Source organism: Sphingomonas baiyangensis (assembly GCF_005144715.1).
GTDB lineage: Bacteria > Pseudomonadota > Alphaproteobacteria > Sphingomonadales > Sphingomonadaceae > Sphingomonas > Sphingomonas baiyangensis.
Map to the genome: position 1 here is coordinate 2,079,153 of NZ_SWKR01000002.1, position 17,176 is coordinate 2,096,328.

Below are 17,176 nucleotides of genomic sequence, written 5' to 3' on the forward strand. Positions count from 1 at the left end.
CACGGCGCGCCTAGAGGCCGGTCGAACCCATGGAGCCGAGCCCGATGCCGCTGACCGTCGCCGTACAGATGGACCCGATCGCCGGCATCAACATCGCCGGCGATTCGACCTTCGCGCTGATGCTCGCCGCGCAGGCGCGCGGGCACCGGCTGTTCCATTACACCGCCGACCAGCTCAACTGGTCCGACGGGCAGCTGTGGGTGCATGCCCGCCCCGTCGAGGTGCGCGCGGTCGCGGGCGATCACTTCACGCTCGGCGATCCCGTCCGCCTCGATCTGGGCGACGAGGCCGATGTCGTGCTGATGCGGCAGGATCCGCCCTTCGACCTGGGCTACATCACAGCCACGCACCTGCTCGAACGGATCAGCGACCGGACGCTGGTAGTCAACGATCCGCGCGAAGTGCGCAACGCGCCCGAAAAGGTCTGGGTGCTCGATTATGCGCGCTTCATGCCGCCCACGCTGGTGACGCGCGATCTCGCAGAGGCGCGCGCGTTTCTGGACCAGCACGGCGCGATCGTGGTGAAGCCGCTGCACGGAAACGGCGGCAAGGCGATCTTCAAGGTCGATGCCGGCGGCCAGAACCTGTCGGCGCTGATCGAGGTGTTCAACATGACGTGGCGCGAGCCGCACATGGTACAGGCGTTCCTTCCCGGCGTGGCGAAGGGCGACAAGCGCATCGTGCTGGTCGACGGCGAAGTCGCGGGCGCGATCAACCGCCTCCCCGGCGAAGGCGAAATCCGGTCGAACCTCGCGGTCGGCGGATCGGCCGAAGCCACCGAGCTCACGCCGCGCGAGCGCGAGATCAGCGCCGCGCTCGCGCCCGAACTCAGGCGGCGCGGCCTCATCTTCGTCGGCATCGACGTGATCGGCGGCGAATGGCTGACCGAGATCAACGTGACCAGCCCCACCGGCATCGTCGCGATCGATCGCTTCAACGGCACCGATACGGCCGCGCGCATCTGGGACGCCATCGACGCGCGGCTGGCGGCGCGCGGAGCGTGAACCGCGCCCCTCCCATCCCTTATCCTTCGCCGGCACTTTCAAGGACTGACACCGCCACATGACCGACCGCCTGATCGATCTCGTCGAAGCCTGGGGCTATATCGGCATCGCCATCGCCATGTTCCTCGAGAATGTTTTTCCGCCCATTCCGAGCGAAGTCATCATGGGGCTGACGGGCATGGCGGTGGCCGATGGCCGCCTCGATTTCGGCGGCGCGGTGCTTGCCGGCACGCTGGGCGCGGTGGCGGGCAATTATGTCTGGTACGTCATTGGGCAGGTGGTGGGCTATGCGCGTTTCCGCCCGATCATCGATCGCTGGGGCCGCTGGCTGACGCTCGACTGGGCCGAGGTCGAAAAGATCGTCGGCATCTTCACGCGCTATGATCGCGTCATCGTGTTCTGGGCGCGCTTCCTGCCCACCGTGCGCACGATGATCTCGCTGCCCGCGGGCATGCTGCGCATGAAGCTCTGGAAATTCCTGTTCTGGACGACGCTTGGCACCGCGATCTGGAACTGCGTGCTGATCGGCGCGGGATATATCCTCAAGAACGAGTTCGGCCAGTTCGAACAATATTACGGCCCCGTCGCGCTGGTGCTGATCGGTGCGGTAGTGCTGCTCTATCTCTACCGCGTGTTCACCTGGCGCCCCAAGCAATAGGCAGCAGTCACGCGCGCGGATGCGCGTTGCGATAGACGTCGAGCAGATGCGCGGCATCGACGGCGGTATAGATCTGCGTCGAGCCAAGGCTGGCATGGCCAAGCAGCTCCTGGAGCGAGCGCAGATCGGCGCCGCGCCCCAGCAGATGCGTGGCGAAGCTGTGGCGCAGCGCATGCGGCGTCGTCCGCTCGCCAAGCCCCAGCCGCGCCCGCGCCTTGCGCACGCTCACGCGCACCACGCCGGGCGACAGCGCCCCGCCCTTGGCGCCGCGAAACAACGGCAGGTCGCGCGCCATCGGCCAGGGACATTCGGCGACATAGTGCTCGATCGCGACGCGCACCTGCGGCAGCAATGGCACGATGCGCGTCTTGCCGCGCTTGCCCGTCACCGCCAGCGTCTCGCCGAGCGGCAGCGACGCGCCGGTCAGTGCCAGCGCCTCGCCGATGCGCAGACCCGCGCCGTAGAGCAGCAGCAGTACCGCGAAGTCGCGTAAGCCGATCCACGGCTCGGCGGCGTCCTCGTCGACTTCCTCGGCGAGCGCCACCGCCTCGTCGGGCGCGATCGGGCGCGGCACGCCCTTGCCGACGCGCGGCCCTTTGAGACGCGGCGCTTCGACACCGGCAAAGGCAAGGAAGGCCCGCACCGCCGACAATTCGCGCGCGGTCGAGGCATTGGCCAGCCCCTCGCCGCGCCGTGCGGCGAGATAGGCGCGCACATCGGCAGTGGTGATCGCCGCAAGCGCGCGCGCATCGACCGCGCCGCCCCAATGCCGCGCGAGGAACGCCGTCAGTCGTTCGGCGGTGGCACCATAAGCGCGCACCGTATGCGCCGAGCGCCGCCGGTCGCGCGCAAGATGCCGGGCAAAGGCGAGCGGCAGCGGCGTACTGCCTATAACGGCATCGTCGCCAGCCGCCGCCATCGCCTCAGCCGATCTTCTGGCCGGTCTTGGCCCAGTCGGCGAGGAAGCCCTCGATCCCCTTGTCGGTAAGCGGATGCTTGACGAGCTGGCGGATCACCGCGGGCGGCGCGGTCATCACGTCGGCGCCGATCTTCGCGGCCTCGAGCACATGCACCGGATGGCGCACGCTGGCGACGAGGATTTCGGTATCGAAGGCGTAATTGTCGTAGATCGTGCGGATGTCGGCAATCAGCGCCATGCCGTCGAACCCGATATCGTCGTGCCGGCCGACGAAGGGCGACACGAAGGTCGCGCCCGCCTTGGCCGCCAGCAGCGCCTGATTGGCCGAGAAGCACAGCGTCACGTTCACCATCGTGCCGTCGTCGGTCAGTGCCTTGCAGGTCTTGAGGCCGTCGATCGTCAACGGCACCTTCACCGCGACATTGGGCGCGATCTTGCGCAGGATTTCGGCCTCGCGCATCATTTCGGCGTGGTCGAGCGCCACGACCTCGGCCGACACCGGGCCCGACACCAGCCCGCAGATCTCGCGCGTGACTTCGATGAAGTCGCGGCCCGCCTTGTGGATGAGCGAGGGGTTGGTGGTGACGCCGTCGAGCAGCCCGGCATCGGCCAGGTCGCGGATGTCGTCGACATTGGCGGTATCGGCAAAGAATTTCATCGCGGCTGCATCCCGATCGTCGGTTGAGGTTGGCGGGCAGCGGCGATAGGCGCTGCCGTTCGCCCGCCCATATCGTGGCGGGCCGCAGGCGTACAGCCTGCCCGACGGGATATACCATGCGCCGCCTATTGCCGATCCTGCTGGCGCTGGCCACCGTGCCCGCCGCACATGCGCAGGAACAGGACGCGCAGCTCTGGGTGATGACCTCGGCGCAACTGCCCGTCGCCGAGCGCGTGAAGATCGAGATCGACACGACACTGCGCTTTTCCGACGGCGATGGCGGCCTGTATGAGAGTCTTCAGGCGCTCTACGTCACGCATGCGTTGCCCGGCGATGCGGCGGTGAGCCTGGGCTATCAGCGCAACGAATCCGAAGGCGGCGGCGCCAAGACGGTGGAGAACCGGCTGCGCCAGCGCACCAATTTCCCGATCGCGATGGTGGGCGCGACGCAGCTGCGGTTCCAGATCCAGACCGAACAGCGCTTTCGCAACGATGGCGACGGCATTCAGTGGCGAGCACGCCCGCGCCTGTCAGCCCGCGTGCCGCTGGGCGACGAGAATGCGCCGCAACTGACGCTCAGCCACGAGAGCTTCTTCGCGACGCGCGTCGACTGGAACCGTCAGCAGGGATGGGCGCGGATGCGCAACCAGGCGGGCGTCCGCATCCCCATGGGCGATACGCTGCGGCTCGAGCTTGCCTATCTCAACCAATATGACCCGCCCACCACCGGCCGGCGCGCGGCGATGGATCATGTGGCGTTCGTCCAGCTGTTGTGGACCCCCGATTGAGGCAGAGCCCCGGCGACGATCAGGGCGCTGCGGTTTCCTTCGCCGGGATCGGCGTGCCGGGTTCGGGCGGCCCGGCGCGTACCATTCCCACCGCTGCCCACAGCACCAGCAACACCGCCACTATCCGCATCGAACACGACCCCACCCGCGCGCTTCCGGCGCTTGCCCGAAGCCTTTCTAGCCGGGTCGCGGCCGGGTCGGAACAGCGGCTTGCCGCAGCGCGGCGTCAGCCCGTCGATTTGCAGCGATAGACGATGCGTTCGTTGGGCAGCGGCGGCAGCGCCGAGCGGATCGCCGCCTGCTGCGTCGCGAGGTTCGCACGCGGCGCACTGTCACGCGAGCATTGCTTAAGCTCGACGCCGGCGCGCAGCCGCCGTGCCGCGTCCATCTGCGTCGCCGACAGCAGATAGCGCGTGTTCGAATAGGTCATCGTCGCCGGATCGAAGCGCAGTACCGATACGGTCTGCTCCTCGGCCGGCACCAGCACGCGCTCCCACGCGCCGCCGGCCTCGGCATATTGCGTGCGTCCGTTGACGCAGCCGTCGCCGCCCCATTGCAGCGTCACTTCGTCGCCCGCTGACACGGTGATGCGGCTTCGCGCGGGATCGACGGTGCATTGCAACGTGCCGAGCGCCGCACTGCCCGCGGTCGGCGTCGGCTCGGGAGTACCGGGCGCGGCGATCGCGCCGGCATCGAAATCGGGGCGAAGGAAGAAGGCGATCGCCGCCCCCGCCATCAGCAGCAGGCCCGCGCCTGCCGACCATAAAGCGTGGCGGCGCCGTCCGCGCTGTTCGAGCAGGCCGCCGGCGCCCACCGCCAATGCGCCGAGCACGAGCATGAGAGCCGCCAGCGCCATCACATTCTCGCGCGCGGTCTCGTTGTCGGCGCGCGCCTGCTCGATGCGCAGCGCCCGCGCGGCGGCGGCCCTCGCCTCGGCGTCGCGCCGGCGCGCCTCGACATCGGCCTTGGCCTGCGCGTCGGCATCGCGGTCGCTCGCCAGCCGCTCCTCGATGCTCGTGCACGTCACGCCCACCGTCGCCGCCGCCTGCCCCGCTTCGCGCAGGAATGCGGCGAGCTCGACATTGGCGATGGCGAACGCAAAGCCCGCATCGCCATCATCGGCGCGCGTCAGTGCCGAGTTGACGCCGAGCACGCGCCCGCAGCGATCGAGCAGCGGCCCGCCCGAATTGCCGCGCGCGATGCCGGCGGTGTGCAGCAGCACCTGCGTGCCCGCCAGCACGCGCGCACCGGCGAAATTGCCCTGGCTGCGCACCGGCGACAGCGGCGTGATGAAATCGGCGGCCGAACGCGCCGTCGCGAGATCGACATTGCCCGGATAGCCAAGCGACACCAGCGTCTCACCCTCGGTGACCGGGCCATTGTAGAGCGCAAGCGGCGGCAGGCGCACGCCATCGAACGCGATGAGCGCGAGGTCGCGATTGGGATCGACGGTGACGAGCTGGCCCTGGAACGAGCGATCGCCCTCCGACGGCACCACGCCGATCAGCACGTTGCCGGGGTAGCGCGCCGCGAGCTCGACGACATGCGCGTTGGTGACGACGCGGTTGGGCGCGACCGCGAAGCCCGATCCATGCCCGAAGCCCACCACCTCGTCCTCGACGATCGCGATGGTGACGATCCGCACCACGCCGCGCCCCGCCGCCGAGATATCGTCGGCGCGCGCGGGCATGCCAGCGACGCACAGCAGAACGAGCAGAAAAAACAGTCGCGCCATCATCTTCCCCGCCCATCGATGACGGCGTTCAACCCTCCACCATCGCATCGCGCAAGCCCAGATGCGTGACGAAGGGCTGAAAGTCGCGGTCAGCGTGCAGCAATGGCAGGTCGAGCAGAATGCAGCGGGTCGCCACCAACGTGTCGATGGTCTTGCGGATGGTAACCCCCAGACTGCGCAGCGTGCGATAATGTTCGGCAGCGCGCAGCGCGCTGCGGGTATCGCACACCGGCAGGATGGGGATCGCCATCATCCGCGCGCGCGTCCGCTCGAACCGCGCCGGTTCGGGTACGCCCTGCAACACTTCGGTCAGCATGATGTCGCCGGTACACAGCTGGTCCGCCAGTGCCAGCGAACGGAACCGTTCGGTCTGCGCCGATCGCTCGCCGCGCAGCACAGCGATCCACACACTCGAATCGACGAAGATCACGATCCGGAGCGCATAGCGTCCAGATCGCCTTCCCAGTCGGGAACCGTGCCGAACAGCGCCAGAAGCTCGCGCTGCCGGCCCAGCCGGACATAGACACGCAGCGCCTTGTCGACCGCCTCACGCTTGGTGGCGGCATCGCCGATCGCCATCGCCTGCGCCATCAATTCGTCATCGATCACGATGTTGGTGCGCATAATGTGTATCCTTTGGCCGGATCATACACATTGCCGTGGCCCCTTACAAGAAACTGTACGGGTCGACGTCGACCACCACGCGCACCTTGGCCGGCCATTCGACGCCGCTCAGCCAGTCGCGGATCGCGTCCTGCACGTCGAAGGCGCGGCGCGCGTGGACGAGCAGGCGGAAGCGGTGGCGTCCGCGCAGCATGGCGAGCGGCGCGGGGGCGGGGCCATAGACCTGCATCGCCTCGATCTGCGGTGCCGCCCGCCCGATCGCGCGCGCGGCGTCGAGCGCTGCATCCTTGTCCTCGCTCGACACCACGATCGCAGCGAAGCGGCCGAAGGGCGGCGCATCGGCGTCGCGCCGCGCCTCGGTTTCGGCGGCGTAGAAGCTTTCGGCATCGCCCGAGACGAGCGCCTGCATCACCGGTGCTGCGGGATCGGTGGTCTGGATATAGACATGCCCCGGCTTGGCGCCGCGCCCTGCCCTTCCCGCCACCTGCATGATCTGCTGGAACGTCCGCTCAGCGGCGCGCAGATCGCCGCCCGCAAGGCCCAGATCGGCGTCGATCACCCCCACCAGCGTCAGGTTGGGGAAATGATAGCCCTTGGTGATGAGCTGCGTGCCCACGACGATATCGATCTCGCCGGCTTCCATGCGCGCGACGAACTCGGCGGCGCGCGCGGGCGACCAGATCGTGTCCGAGGTGACGATCGCGACGCTGGCATCGGGCCACAGCGTCCGTGCCTCGTCGGCGATCCGCTCGACGCCGGGACCGCAGGCGACCAGATGCTCCTCCTCGCCGCATTCGGGGCAGGCGCGCGGCGTGGGGATGACGTGGCCGCAATGGTGGCATGCCAATCGCCGGATCAGCCGGTGCTCCACCATCCAGGCGGTGCAGTTGGGGCACTGGAACCGATGCCCGCAATGGCGGCACAGCGTCAGCGGCGCATAGCCGCGGCGATTGAGGAACAGGAGCGTCTGCTCGCCACGCTCGATCGTCGCGTCGATCGCGGTGACGAGGCGCGGCGCGATCCAGCGCCCGCGCTCGGGCGGTTCGCGCAGCAGATCGATCGCCTCGATCGCGGGCATCTGCGCGGCGCCATAGCGGCCGGGCAGCTTGAGTTCGGCATAGCGACCCAGCGCCACCTGCTGACGCGTCTCGATCGCCGGCGTCGCGGTGGCGAGAATCACCGGGCATCGCTCGAAATGCCCGCGCATCACGCCCACGTCGCGCGCGTGATAGTGCACGCCGTCTTCCTGCTTGAAGCTCGTCTCGTGCGCCTCGTCGATCACGATCAGGCCGAGATTGGGATAGGGCAGGAACAACGCCGATCGCGCGCCCACCGTCACCAGCGCTTCGCCGCTCGCGATCGCGCGCCACGCGCGGCGGCGCTGCGACTGCCTGAGGTCCGAATGCCACGCCACCGGCGCGCAGCCGAAGCGCGCCTGGAAACGCTTGAGGAACGGCTCGGTCAGCGCGATCTCGGGCAGCAGCACCAGCGTCTGCCGGCCGGCGGCGATGGCGGCGGCGACCGCCTCGAAATAGACCTCGGTCTTGCCCGATCCGGTGACGCCGTCGAGCAGGAAGGGCTGGAACGCCGCCGCATCCACCGCCTGCCGCAACGTCGCCGCTGCTTCCGCCTGCTCGCCTGCCAGCGTCGGTGGGCCATGATCGGGATCGGGCAGCGCAAAGGGCTGGTCGATATCGACCTCGACGCCTTCGAGCGCGCCTGCCTTCACCAGCCCGCGAATGACGGCATCGGAAACCCCCGCCACCGCCGCCAGCTCGCGCACGATGCCCTGCCGCTCGCCGATGCGCTCGATTGCCTGCGCGCGCTGCGGCGTCAGCCGGTCGGGCACCACGCCCGTCGCGCGATACTCGATCGCGAGCTTCGCGCCCTCGAGCGCCGAGGTCGAGGCCAGCGCCATCCGCAGCACGCTCGCAAGCGGCGCCAGATAATAGCCCGCGGTCCACTCGACCAGCCGGCGCAGCGCCTCGGGGATCGGCGGCGCATCGGCGACGCTGGCCAGGTTGCGCAGGCGGTTGTCGCCGACTTCCTCGGTGGGCAACCGATCCGCTTCCCATGCGACGCCGAGCAGTTGTCGCGGCCCCAGTGGCGCGACGACGATCGAGCCGGGCTCGACCGTCATCCCGTGCGGCACGCGATAATCGAGCGGGCCAAGGGCTGCGTTCAGGACGATGACACGGGCACGCGAGGAAGGCATCGCCCCCATATCGGCGATCGAGCCGGCGGGCGAAAGGGCGCCGTCGCCGCTGCCCGCCTAGAGTCTGTTTCAGCAAAGCTGAAACAGGGCGGCACCGTCCCTCTCCCCCACCCGGCCACCCAGTCAGGCTATCCTCATGGGTGGCCGGGTGGGGGAGAGGGACGGTGCCGACTCAGCGCAGCTGAAAACGACCCTAAGCGCCGCTTCGCGCCGCCGAAGCGGCAAGGCGCGCCTCGCGCAGCGCCGCCGCCAGCGCCCAGGCACGGTCATGCGCCACGTCCTGCACCATAACGCCGCCCAGCATCGGCGCGCCGGCGGTGTCGGCGACGACGGTCGACAGCCCCAGCAGCCGCTGTACGGGGCCGCGCCGGATCGTCACCGCCTGCACGTTGCGCGGCGGCACGATCCACGTCTGCCGCGTGAGCACGCCGCGCTGGACATGGAGGATGCCGTCGATCAGCGCGAAGCGGTGGTAGCGCCGTCGCAGCAGCGCCAGCGCCAGCGCGGGGATTAGGAGCAACCCGAGCAGCAGCGCGGCCGGGGCGAACAGCGCCGCTATCACGATCGCGGCGGCAGGGACGCCCACCTGCCGCAGGATCGCGCGGACGACATGCCCGCTCGACACGCGTTCGAGCAGCGCCGGATGGACGCGCTCAAGCGCGAGCGGCGCCAGCAGCGTATCGACCTCGCCGCCGCGCGCGAACGGCGCGATCTCGGGCATCCGCGCCTTGTCGTCGGTCGCCAGCGTCTGGACGCGCAGCCGCATCCACCCCAGTCGCCGGCGCGGCCAACCGGTGTCGATGCGCGCAAGCTGCACGCGCGGCAGCGCGATCACCGCTTCGCTGTGCGTCAGCAGCCCGCGCGTACGCCGATAGCGGCCGCCCTCGTCGGCAACGGTGAAGCCATAGTCGCGCAGCAGCGTGCGGATCAGCCCCGCCGCGACGCCCAGCAATCCGAGCGCGGCCGCGAGCGCAACCCACGCCGCGCTCGCCACCACATAGCGCGCGCTCCGGTCGCGCAGCATTTCCCAAAGGTCGCGATCGTAAAGGTCGATGCTCGTCCAGTCCTCAACATATTGCAGCGCGCCGAAGATGACCGCGAGCCATATCAACGAGAAGTTGAACAGGCCCCAGCCCAGAACACGCGACAGCGACATGGCGTACAGGACGCGCGATCGAGGCGAGGCGGCCGCTTCGGCAGGTTGCGCCGCACTTTGCATGATGGCTCCGGTCGCACGCGCGCGGACAACCGCGCGCAGCCGCTGCGCTTCTTCGATCCCGACGCTGTCGAGATCGCCCTCGTCGTCGCCCGATCCGCCGGTCTCCAGCGTTACCTTGGCAAGCCCGAACAGCCGGTGCAGCGGCTTGCGCTCGATATCGACGTCCTGCACGCGCGCGAACGGAATGACGCGCCGGTTGCGGCTGAACACCCCGCTTTCGATGACGACGCTGTCGGCGCCGATGGCATAGGTGAAGCGCGACCAGTTGAGCCAGGCGAAGATGCCGGCAACCGCCATGCCCACCGCGGCGATCGCGATCGCGATTAGCAATCCCGTATCGGACATCAGCGCCAGGATCGCCGGCAGCCCCAGCAGCGTCGAGGGTGCCTGGCGCAGCAGCGTGATGCCGATCGTGCCGGGATGCAGCCGGCGCACCGTCGGCGCGTCGGCGGTTTCGTTGGCGCTCACCAGGGTTCGCTGCGGATCTGCGCGCGGATCACGTCGCGCAGTTGCTCGGCGGTATCGCGCGAGATGCCGGGCAGCGTCACCGTCGCGTGCGCGGTGCCGGCGGTATGCACGATCAGTCGCGCCACGCCGTTCGCGCGCTCGACGGGGCCCTGCGCCACGTCGAGATGCTGGACGCGGCTGAGCGGCACGACGGTGTGGACGCGCGACCACAGGCCATGCGCGACATGCAGCTCGTCCTCGGCGAGCGCCCAGCCCCAGGCGCGATAGGCGCGCACCGGCATCACCAGCACAAGAAACAGTACCGCCGGCACCGCGAGCGCGGCGGGCAACCACGGCAGCGGCACGTCCTTCGCGAACAGCGCCGCGCCGATCCCCGCCGAAACGGCGAGCAGCGCAAGTGCCGGAAGCAGCGCCGCCAACTGCATCACGCGACGCTGGCCGGGTTCGAGCGATGTGAGAGTTACGGGCGGGTGCATTACGCCACTATGCCACCCGTGCGCCGCGCCTCAAGCGCAATTCGCGCGATCGCCCGTCCTTGCGCCGCGTGGGACCGGCGCAAGGACGAGCCTTTGCGGCGCGTCAGAGCTGGAAGCGCACTGTCGCGCGGATGTCGCGCCCGGCGAGCGGGGCGAAATCCTTGAGGAAGCTGGCATGGCGCCGCGCCTCGACATCGAAGATGTTGTTCGCCGAGACGATCAGGCTCGTCGCGTTGCCCGCACCGAACGGACGGAACGAGACCGCGGCGTTGACCATCGTGTAGTCGGGCGTCGGCAGTTCGAAGGCGGCGACGCGGTCCTGCTCGAACACATGCTCGACCTCGACGCGCGCGCCGAACTGCGTCGCCTGCGCCTCGAGCCCGCCGAGCAGGCGGAGCGGCGGGATGCGCGGCGCCGGCCCCTCACCCTCGATCGTCTGGCGCGTATAGTCGGCAAGCCCATCGACATTGATCGCCACCTCGCCGAGCTGCGCCAGCCGTGCCGATGCCTCAGCCTCGAAGCCCCAGACGCGCGCAGCCTGCTGCGCATAGAGGAACACGGGCAGCCCGTCTTCCTCCTCGCCCGTGGGGGTCTGGTAGATGAAGTCGTCGAACCAGTTGTAGAAGCCCGCCAGCGCAAAGGTGACGCCGGCGACGCCGCCGCGCAGCGTGCCCTCGACGCCCCAGCTCTTTTCCTTCTCGAAGCCCGGATTGCCGATCTCGAACGCCTGCGTGCCGGCATGCGGACCCGCTGCGAACAGCTCCTCAGCCGAAGGCGCGCGCTCGCTGCGCGACAGGTTCACGCCTGCACGAATGCCCTCGCCCAGCGCCAGCGACGCGCCGACCGAGCCCGAGAATGCATCGAAGTTCCGGCGGATGCGCGGCGTGCCGATATCGCCATCGGCCTGCGCCTTGAGCTGCGTATTCTCGTAGCGCGCGCCCGCCTCGAGCCGCAGCGCGCCCATGTCGAACGACTGGAGCGTAAACAGCCCAGCCTGCTGCGTGGTATTGCGCGGCACGAACTTCTCTTCGCCGATGACGTTGAAGTCGCGGATGAATACCTGCGCGCCCGTGGCGCCGCGCCAGCCGCCGATCGCGCGCTGCACCAGCTCGATGCGGCCCTCATAGCCCTGATTGAAGAAGCTCGTGCCGATCTCCCCCGATTCCTCGATCTCGTCATGGCGATAGTCGGCGGCGGCGAGCCGCACGCGAATGCGGTCGAGCAGCCCGCTGTCGGTCTCGATCTCGCCGCGAATGTCGAAGCGCGTCTGCTTCAGCGCGAGCCTTACATTCTCGTGGCTGTGGCCATGCTCTTCCTCGTCATGTCCATGCTCGTCGCCGTGATCGTCGTCATGGTCGTGGTCGTGATCGTGATCGTGATCCTCGCCTTCCTCGTGCTGGAACTCGATGCGCCCGGGGATGCCGTAATTGCTCTCGTAGCGGCTCACCGAAAAGCCCAGATGGCCGCGATCGGTGACGACCGAGAGTCCGCCCGCCACTTCCCAGGTCTCGGCCGAACTGTTGGGCAGGCGGCCGCGCAGGGCGGCGTTCTCGCGCACCTCCTCCTCGTCGCTCGCCGCCGCGATGCCACGCAACGTCGGCGCCAGCAGGAAGCCGCCGGTGCGCAAATCGTCGGTACGCGTGTAGCTGCCGTCGACATGCGCCACGAGATTGCCGCCGATCCGCGCCTCGAGCTCGCCCGCGATCGACCGCTCCTCGGCCGCCGATCCATAGGTGCCGATCGCATCGATATGGATCGCCTCGTCGGGCAGGTCGCGCGGAATGCGTCCGTCGATGACGTTGACGACACCGCCGATCGCCGACGATCCGAACAGCAGCGCCGAAGGCCCGCGCAGGATCTCGATGCGGTCGGCAAGCAGCGGGTTGATGACCGGCGCATGATCGACCGAGTTGGTCGAGGCGTCGATCGAGCCGATGCCGTCGGTCAGCACGCGGATGCGGTCGCCCTGGAAGCCACGCAGCACCGGCCGCGAGCTGTTGGGGCCGAACGCCGTCGACGATACGCCGGGCTGCCGCGCGAGCGTCTCGCCGATCGTCGGCCGGATCTGCCGAGTCAGTTCGGCGCCGCGCAACACCGTGGTGCCCGACAGCACGTCGATCTGGTCGCGCTGATAGGGTGCGGTGATGATGATGTTCTCGGGCACGTCCTCATGGTCGCGCTGGTCGGCCGCACTTGCGGCCGTGGGCTTGGGCCGCTCGTCCTCCGCGGCAAGTGCGGGAATTCCGACGAGCATCGAGGAAGCGCAAAGCACGGTACGAAAAAGCATTGGGGTCCGCCCTGATGACTGGAATCGCCCCTACATAACGCGACGATATAAAGTCACAATAGCAAATCCGCATTTTCTCATGGATGTTCGCAGAGCGAACACGCGAGCCGCCATGCGCACAAAAAAAGGGGAGGCCGGTTGCCCGACCTCCCCGATTTTCAAAGCCTTGACGGCGGCAATTACATGCCGGCGCCCGGACCATAGGTGACTTCCACGCGACGGTTCTGCAGCTCGCGCACACCATCGGCGGTGTCGACGCGCGGCTGGCTCTCGCCGAACGCTTCGGTCGAGATCACGCCGTCGGGGATGCCGCGACCGCTCAGGTACGAGCGAACCGCATCGGCGCGACGCTGCGACAGACCGACGTTGTAGCTCGCCGCACCCGACTTGTCGGCGTGACCCGCCAGCATGACCTGCGCGTTGCCGCAGCTGCTGTAGGCCGAAACCGCATTGTCGAGAATGCTCGCTGCTTCCGGCGTGATGTCCGAGCGATCCCACTCGAAGAACACGATATACGGTCCCGGCGTGCAGACCACCTCGGGCGGAGGCGGCGGCGGCGGCGGGGGAGGCGGCGGGGGCGGGGGCGGCGGGGGCGGAGGCGGCGGTGCCACTTCCGGTGCGCCGAAGTTGAAGATCAGGCCACCCAGGATGCTGTGCGACCGGAAGCGACCGTCATATTCGCGACCCGAGATGTTCACGAGGCGAACATCGTCGGCGTTGAAGAAGCGGTACTTCAGCGAGACGTCGACATTCTGGCTGAGCGGCGCGCGGACGCCCGCGATCGCCTGCCATGCGAACACCGTGTCCGAATCGTCGAGGAACGGACCGTTGTTGTTGAGCGAATAATCCTCGGCCTTGACGCGGGCCACACCCGCACCGCCGCCCAGGAAGCCCTGCAGGCCCTGGTCGTCGCCGAAGTCCAGCATACCGTTGAGCATGAAGCTCAGCGCCGAGGTACGGCCGCCGGCGCCGTCATACTGACCGGCACCGATGTTCGCGACGGCACCCGTGGGACCGACGACCGGCGTCGTCGCCGTCGAACGCAGCGCATCGACGCCGGCGCGGCGATAGCCGACTTCGGCCTCGAGGCGGAATGCGCCGAAATCATAGCCGACGATGCCGTCGACGTCCCAACCATAATCATGATCGATCGACGTCACGCCACCTGCCGGGGTCGAGAGATCATAATCGATGTCCTCGACGATCATCGCGCCGCCTTCCACGCCCACATACCACGCACCATCGCGGGCAAGGGCGGGAGTGCTGAGCGCGGTGGTCGCGAGCGCCACTGCTACGGCAACTTTCCGCATAGAAATCCCCTTTCTCAGTTGTCACTACGGACAGCGCAAACTCCCTATACTTCGGTTGGTTTCCACGCAAGCGAAACAAAGTTGTCGGTGTTGCCCGAACGCCACACGCAGCGGCGGCAGGCGGCCGCCTAGGCCGCCTCGGGCGCGATCAGTCCGTGGCCGCGCAACGCCGCAAGGATCGCGGCAATGGCCTCGCGCGCCTCGCTGTCCTGCGTGCCGCCGCCCGCGGGCGTCGGGATGGCGTCCTGACGCGGTCCTACCACCTGCGCGCCCTCGATGAACAGTGCGGCGGCGTGCACGGCACCGGCGTGCCACGCCCCGTCGCGAAAGCGCAATTCCATGCCCTCGGCGATCGACCATACGCACATGCCTTCGCGCGGAGCCACGAAGCGCCATCCCCCCGCGGTCCACACCGCCAGCATATTGTCGCGGCCCGCCCAGATGCCGCTCGCGCCGCCGGCCACCACCCAGCACTGGCCGGGTGCGGCCGCGGCGGGCGGGTTCGTTACGTCGCGCGCTTCGACCACGGGCGCGAGCAGCGCGTCGATCAGCACCACCGCCTCGTTGTGCGTGATCTCCTTTTGCGCCTGCCCCGCATGCAGCAGTGGCAGCGCCCAGCGGTCGGTCGTGTCGATCATCCTGCTTTCCTCATCCCGTTGCCCGTTCGATCGCACTTTCGAGCGAGACCGCGTGCGTCCCGAACTGCGCGACGCGCACCGCCCAGTCGCCGGCAGCCTCCTCGGCGGTAAGGAGCGCGCCGGGCGTGGCGCTGGTCCGCATCGCCCCGCCCGCACCCGCGGGCGTGATGGCGATGCGATATCCCTCGATCTCCTCGCCCAGCGGCGCGTCGATCCCGTCGCTCCAGGCCCAGCCCGCGCGGCTGCGTCGCCTCCAGCCGATCCGCACGCACCCGTCGGAAAGCAGCTCCTGGCGGAGATGCACCGGTGATGGAGGGCGTACCGACGCGCCGCGCACCATGATCGGCGGCAGCCTCACCACCACCGGATCGCCGATGCCCTTGGCGCCGACATGCACCACCCCGCCGATCGCCGCCTGCGGCAGCGCGATCGTCACCGTCGCCGCAGGGTCGAGCAGCGCGAAGCCTTCGCCCGCGGCATGCGCCTCGATCGCCCATTCGGTGCCGCGCCGCCCGCGCCAGAGGCCCGAGAGCCGCCATTGCCGCTCGCCCGTCTGGACCGCGCTGGCGAACTGGATGAGCTCCTCGCCAACCAGCGCAAGGTTCGCGCCCGCCGCCAGCGCCGCGGCATCGGCCATCCCCAGCCGCATCGCGCCATGCGCCAGTTCGACGATGATCGTGCTGCGCCGGTCCTCGATGAGGCTCGAAGCCGGTCCGGGCGGAACCGTCGTCACGCCCAGCATCGCCGGCGCGCGCGTCGCGGCGGCGACGGACCAGCCGATGCCGTCGGCGCTGGTCAGGATCGTAGCACCACGCCACCCGGCAAGCGCCCCGGCGGCGAGCACCGTAAGGCGCGGCGACGTCCACAGCGCATCGTCGGTCGCCGGCAGTTCGGCGGCGATCACGCGCGTCGGTCCGTGCACGACGTCGCGCGCACCAGCCACTTCGCCCGGCGCCGCCGCCGCGGTCGCGCGCGGCAGCGCGATCGGCGCCAGATCGAGCGCGACTGCCATATTCTCCAGCGACCAGCCGGCGACGCGCCACTCGCCGCCCTCGCCCGCGATCGTCACGCGGTCGCCCGGCGCGATTCCCATCGCTTCCCAACCCGGCGCCACGCGCCGCCGCTGCCGCCCCGCGTCGAGCCGCGCGAGCATCGCCGTCGCCACGCCCTTCGCCGCACCCGCCCCCAGCACCGCCGGCAGCTCCAGATGCACTTCGCGCACCCCCGCCCCCGGCCGCGTGGCGCGCTGCAACCCGGCCTGATAGTCGCGCGCGGCATCATAATGCCCCACCGTCACGCTGCGCGGCGCGCGATCGGCAGGCGCGATGGTGCGCAGCCGGCGTGGCGCCGGCGCGGGCGATCCGATGCCCGCATCGCGCACGATCCGCGCGTCGCCGCGTCCGCTGCGCATCGCCAGCCGGTCGCCCTGGGGGGCGAACCAAGCGCCGCTCGCCTCGCCCAGCGTCTCGATCGCCGCACGCTGCGATCCGCCATGCGCCGAGAAGCCCTCGAACGCCGGCATCAGCGCCGCCTCGGCAGTCACCAGCCCGCCGCTGATCGCCGCCGCGATCGCCGCCGGATCGACCGTCGCGGCATCGGCCTCGACCTCGAAGGTCAGCGACGGGATGCGGTTGGCATAATCGGCAAGCTCGAACTGCTCGAACACGGCATAGGCCATGCCGCGATGCGCGGGCGTGCGGCTGCTCCCCTGCGCGCTCGCGATCAGCGGATCGGGCGGCTGATCGGCATCGCCGGTGTGCAGCCGGAACAGCGTCGGCGTTTTCAGGTCGCCGGCCTCGCCGCGCAGCAGCTTGCCGTCGGCCCAGATTCGCCGCACCCCCGCGATGCGCCGTGCCGACAGCAGCACCGCGAACGATGCCGAATAGCTGTAGCGCGTCGTGTCGGGCCGGCCCTTGCCGCCCTCGTCGGTCGTCGCCGTCTCGATCAGGTCGGTCGACCAGATCACCGTGCCCGCCACGCGGATCGTGCCGAACAGCCGTGGCACCTGCGTGCCATAGGACGAGGTCTGCACCGCGAGCTCGTTGAGCCGCGGGCCCTGCCGCGTCGCGGGGCGGAACACCGTGCCGTCGATCGCACGCCCGGCGATCGCGCCCAGCGCCGCGCCCACCGGGCCGCCCACCGCCCCGCCGATCGTCGTCAGCAGCAACGTCGCCATC

The 17,176-nt window shown here is 69.4% G+C and carries 15 protein-coding genes; 3 read left to right on the top strand and 12 right to left on the bottom strand.

Features of this window, described 5'->3' with window-relative positions:
• The first annotated feature begins 44 nt into the window (after nt 1-44).
• Entirely contained in the window at nt 45-1,004 is a 960-nt protein-coding gene (gene gshB, locus FBR43_RS13375; RefSeq protein ID WP_136943573.1) for a glutathione synthase, read from the top strand.
• Nucleotides 1,005-1,062: 58 nt separating this feature from the next.
• Nucleotides 1,063-1,662, top strand: a complete 600-nt coding sequence (locus FBR43_RS13380; protein WP_136943574.1) for a DedA family protein — start codon at nt 1,063-1,065, stop codon at nt 1,660-1,662.
• 7 nt (nt 1,663-1,669) lie between these two features.
• Here FBR43_RS13380 and FBR43_RS13385 read toward each other — a convergent pair whose 3' ends face one another.
• Together FBR43_RS13385 and fsa are read right to left on the bottom strand one after the other, a co-directional pair.
• Nucleotides 1,670-2,581: a tyrosine recombinase XerC gene (locus FBR43_RS13385; RefSeq protein WP_136943575.1), complete on the bottom strand. Its 912-nt coding sequence runs from the start codon at nt 2,579-2,581 to the stop codon at nt 1,670-1,672.
• Between the two features lie 4 nt (nt 2,582-2,585).
• A complete protein-coding gene (fsa, locus tag FBR43_RS13390) occupies nt 2,586-3,239 on the bottom strand; it encodes a fructose-6-phosphate aldolase (protein WP_136943576.1) in 654 nt (217 codons plus the stop codon).
• Between the two features lie 116 nt (nt 3,240-3,355).
• Here fsa and FBR43_RS13395 point away from each other — a divergent pair, with 116 nt between their 5' ends.
• Nucleotides 3,356-4,027 (top strand): DUF2490 domain-containing protein, encoded by a 672-nt coding sequence (locus tag FBR43_RS13395; protein ID WP_136943577.1) that lies wholly within the window; start codon nt 3,356-3,358, stop codon nt 4,025-4,027.
• 226 nt (nt 4,028-4,253) lie between these two features.
• Here FBR43_RS13395 and FBR43_RS13400 read toward each other — a convergent pair whose 3' ends face one another.
• The 10 genes from FBR43_RS13400 to FBR43_RS13445 all read right to left on the bottom strand — a co-directional run bounded on the left by FBR43_RS13400 (nt 4,254) and on the right by FBR43_RS13445 (nt 17,175).
• On the bottom strand, nt 4,254-5,765 hold the full coding sequence (locus FBR43_RS13400) for a S1C family serine protease (protein ID WP_249276597.1): 1,512 nt from the start codon (nt 5,763-5,765) through the stop codon (nt 4,254-4,256).
• Between the two features lie 25 nt (nt 5,766-5,790).
• Nucleotides 5,791-6,192 carry a type II toxin-antitoxin system VapC family toxin gene (gene vapC / locus FBR43_RS13405; RefSeq protein WP_136943579.1) on the bottom strand — a complete coding sequence of 134 codons (402 nt, stop codon included), beginning with the start codon at nt 6,190-6,192 and terminating at the stop codon, nt 5,791-5,793.
• Nucleotides 6,189-6,386: a type II toxin-antitoxin system VapB family antitoxin gene (locus tag FBR43_RS13410; RefSeq protein ID WP_136943580.1), complete on the bottom strand. Its 198-nt coding sequence runs from the start codon at nt 6,384-6,386 to the stop codon at nt 6,189-6,191. The genes vapC and FBR43_RS13410 overlap by 4 nt, the downstream gene beginning before the upstream one ends.
• A gap of 43 nt (nt 6,387-6,429) precedes the next feature.
• Nucleotides 6,430-8,610: a primosomal protein N' gene (locus FBR43_RS13415; protein ID WP_136943581.1), complete on the bottom strand. Its 2,181-nt coding sequence runs from the start codon at nt 8,608-8,610 to the stop codon at nt 6,430-6,432.
• Between the two features lie 184 nt (nt 8,611-8,794).
• Nucleotides 8,795-10,288: a PH domain-containing protein gene (locus tag FBR43_RS13420; RefSeq protein WP_136943582.1), complete on the bottom strand. Its 1,494-nt coding sequence runs from the start codon at nt 10,286-10,288 to the stop codon at nt 8,795-8,797.
• The gene (locus tag FBR43_RS13425; protein WP_136943583.1) at nt 10,285-10,764 is read right to left on the bottom strand and encodes a PH domain-containing protein; all 480 of its coding nucleotides are present in this window, start codon (nt 10,762-10,764) and stop codon (nt 10,285-10,287) included. Before FBR43_RS13425 ends, FBR43_RS13420 begins: the two co-directional genes overlap by 4 nt.
• Nucleotides 10,765-10,867: 103 nt before the next feature.
• Nucleotides 10,868-13,018: a TonB-dependent receptor gene (locus FBR43_RS13430; RefSeq protein ID WP_136944224.1), complete on the bottom strand. Its 2,151-nt coding sequence runs from the start codon at nt 13,016-13,018 to the stop codon at nt 10,868-10,870.
• 212 nt (nt 13,019-13,230) lie between these two features.
• Nucleotides 13,231-14,361, bottom strand: a complete 1,131-nt coding sequence (locus FBR43_RS13435) for an OmpA family protein (protein ID WP_136943584.1) — start codon at nt 14,359-14,361, stop codon at nt 13,231-13,233.
• A gap of 128 nt (nt 14,362-14,489) precedes the next feature.
• The gene (locus tag FBR43_RS13440; protein ID WP_136943585.1) at nt 14,490-14,999 is read right to left on the bottom strand and encodes a DUF2793 domain-containing protein; all 510 of its coding nucleotides are present in this window, start codon (nt 14,997-14,999) and stop codon (nt 14,490-14,492) included.
• A 10-nt stretch (nt 15,000-15,009) separates the two neighbouring features.
• Nucleotides 15,010-17,175 (bottom strand): phage tail protein, encoded by a 2,166-nt coding sequence (locus FBR43_RS13445; RefSeq protein WP_136943586.1) that lies wholly within the window; start codon nt 17,173-17,175, stop codon nt 15,010-15,012.
• Between the last annotated feature and the right edge of the window lies 1 nt (nt 17,176).

Excerpts from the sequence above, each read along its gene's own strand:
- fsa (WP_136943576.1), bottom strand. The coding sequence starts at position 3,239 with ATGAAATTCTTTGCCGATACCGCCAATGTCGACGACATCCGCGACCTG.
- FBR43_RS13430 (WP_136944224.1), bottom strand. The coding sequence starts at position 13,018 with ATGCTCGTCGGAATTCCCGCACTTGCCGCGGAGGACGAGCGGCCCAAG.
- FBR43_RS13400 (WP_249276597.1), bottom strand. The coding sequence starts at position 5,765 with ATGATGGCGCGACTGTTTTTTCTGCTCGTTCTGCTGTGCGTCGCTGGC.
- FBR43_RS13440 (WP_136943585.1), bottom strand. The coding sequence starts at position 14,999 with ATGATCGACACGACCGACCGCTGGGCGCTGCCACTGCTGCATGCGGGG.
- FBR43_RS13435 (WP_136943584.1), bottom strand. The coding sequence starts at position 14,361 with ATGCGGAAAGTTGCCGTAGCAGTGGCGCTCGCGACCACCGCGCTCAGC.
- FBR43_RS13410 (WP_136943580.1), bottom strand. The coding sequence starts at position 6,386 with ATGCGCACCAACATCGTGATCGATGACGAATTGATGGCGCAGGCGATG.
- gshB (WP_136943573.1), top strand. The coding sequence starts at position 45 with ATGCCGCTGACCGTCGCCGTACAGATGGACCCGATCGCCGGCATCAAC.
- FBR43_RS13445 (WP_136943586.1), bottom strand. The coding sequence starts at position 17,175 with ATGGCGACGTTGCTGCTGACGACGATCGGCGGGGCGGTGGGCGGCCCG.
- FBR43_RS13380 (WP_136943574.1), top strand. The coding sequence starts at position 1,063 with ATGACCGACCGCCTGATCGATCTCGTCGAAGCCTGGGGCTATATCGGC.
- FBR43_RS13415 (WP_136943581.1), bottom strand. The coding sequence starts at position 8,610 with ATGGGGGCGATGCCTTCCTCGCGTGCCCGTGTCATCGTCCTGAACGCA.
- FBR43_RS13425 (WP_136943583.1), bottom strand. The coding sequence starts at position 10,764 with ATGCACCCGCCCGTAACTCTCACATCGCTCGAACCCGGCCAGCGTCGC.
- FBR43_RS13385 (WP_136943575.1), bottom strand. The coding sequence starts at position 2,581 with ATGGCGGCGGCTGGCGACGATGCCGTTATAGGCAGTACGCCGCTGCCG.
- FBR43_RS13395 (WP_136943577.1), top strand. The coding sequence starts at position 3,356 with ATGCGCCGCCTATTGCCGATCCTGCTGGCGCTGGCCACCGTGCCCGCC.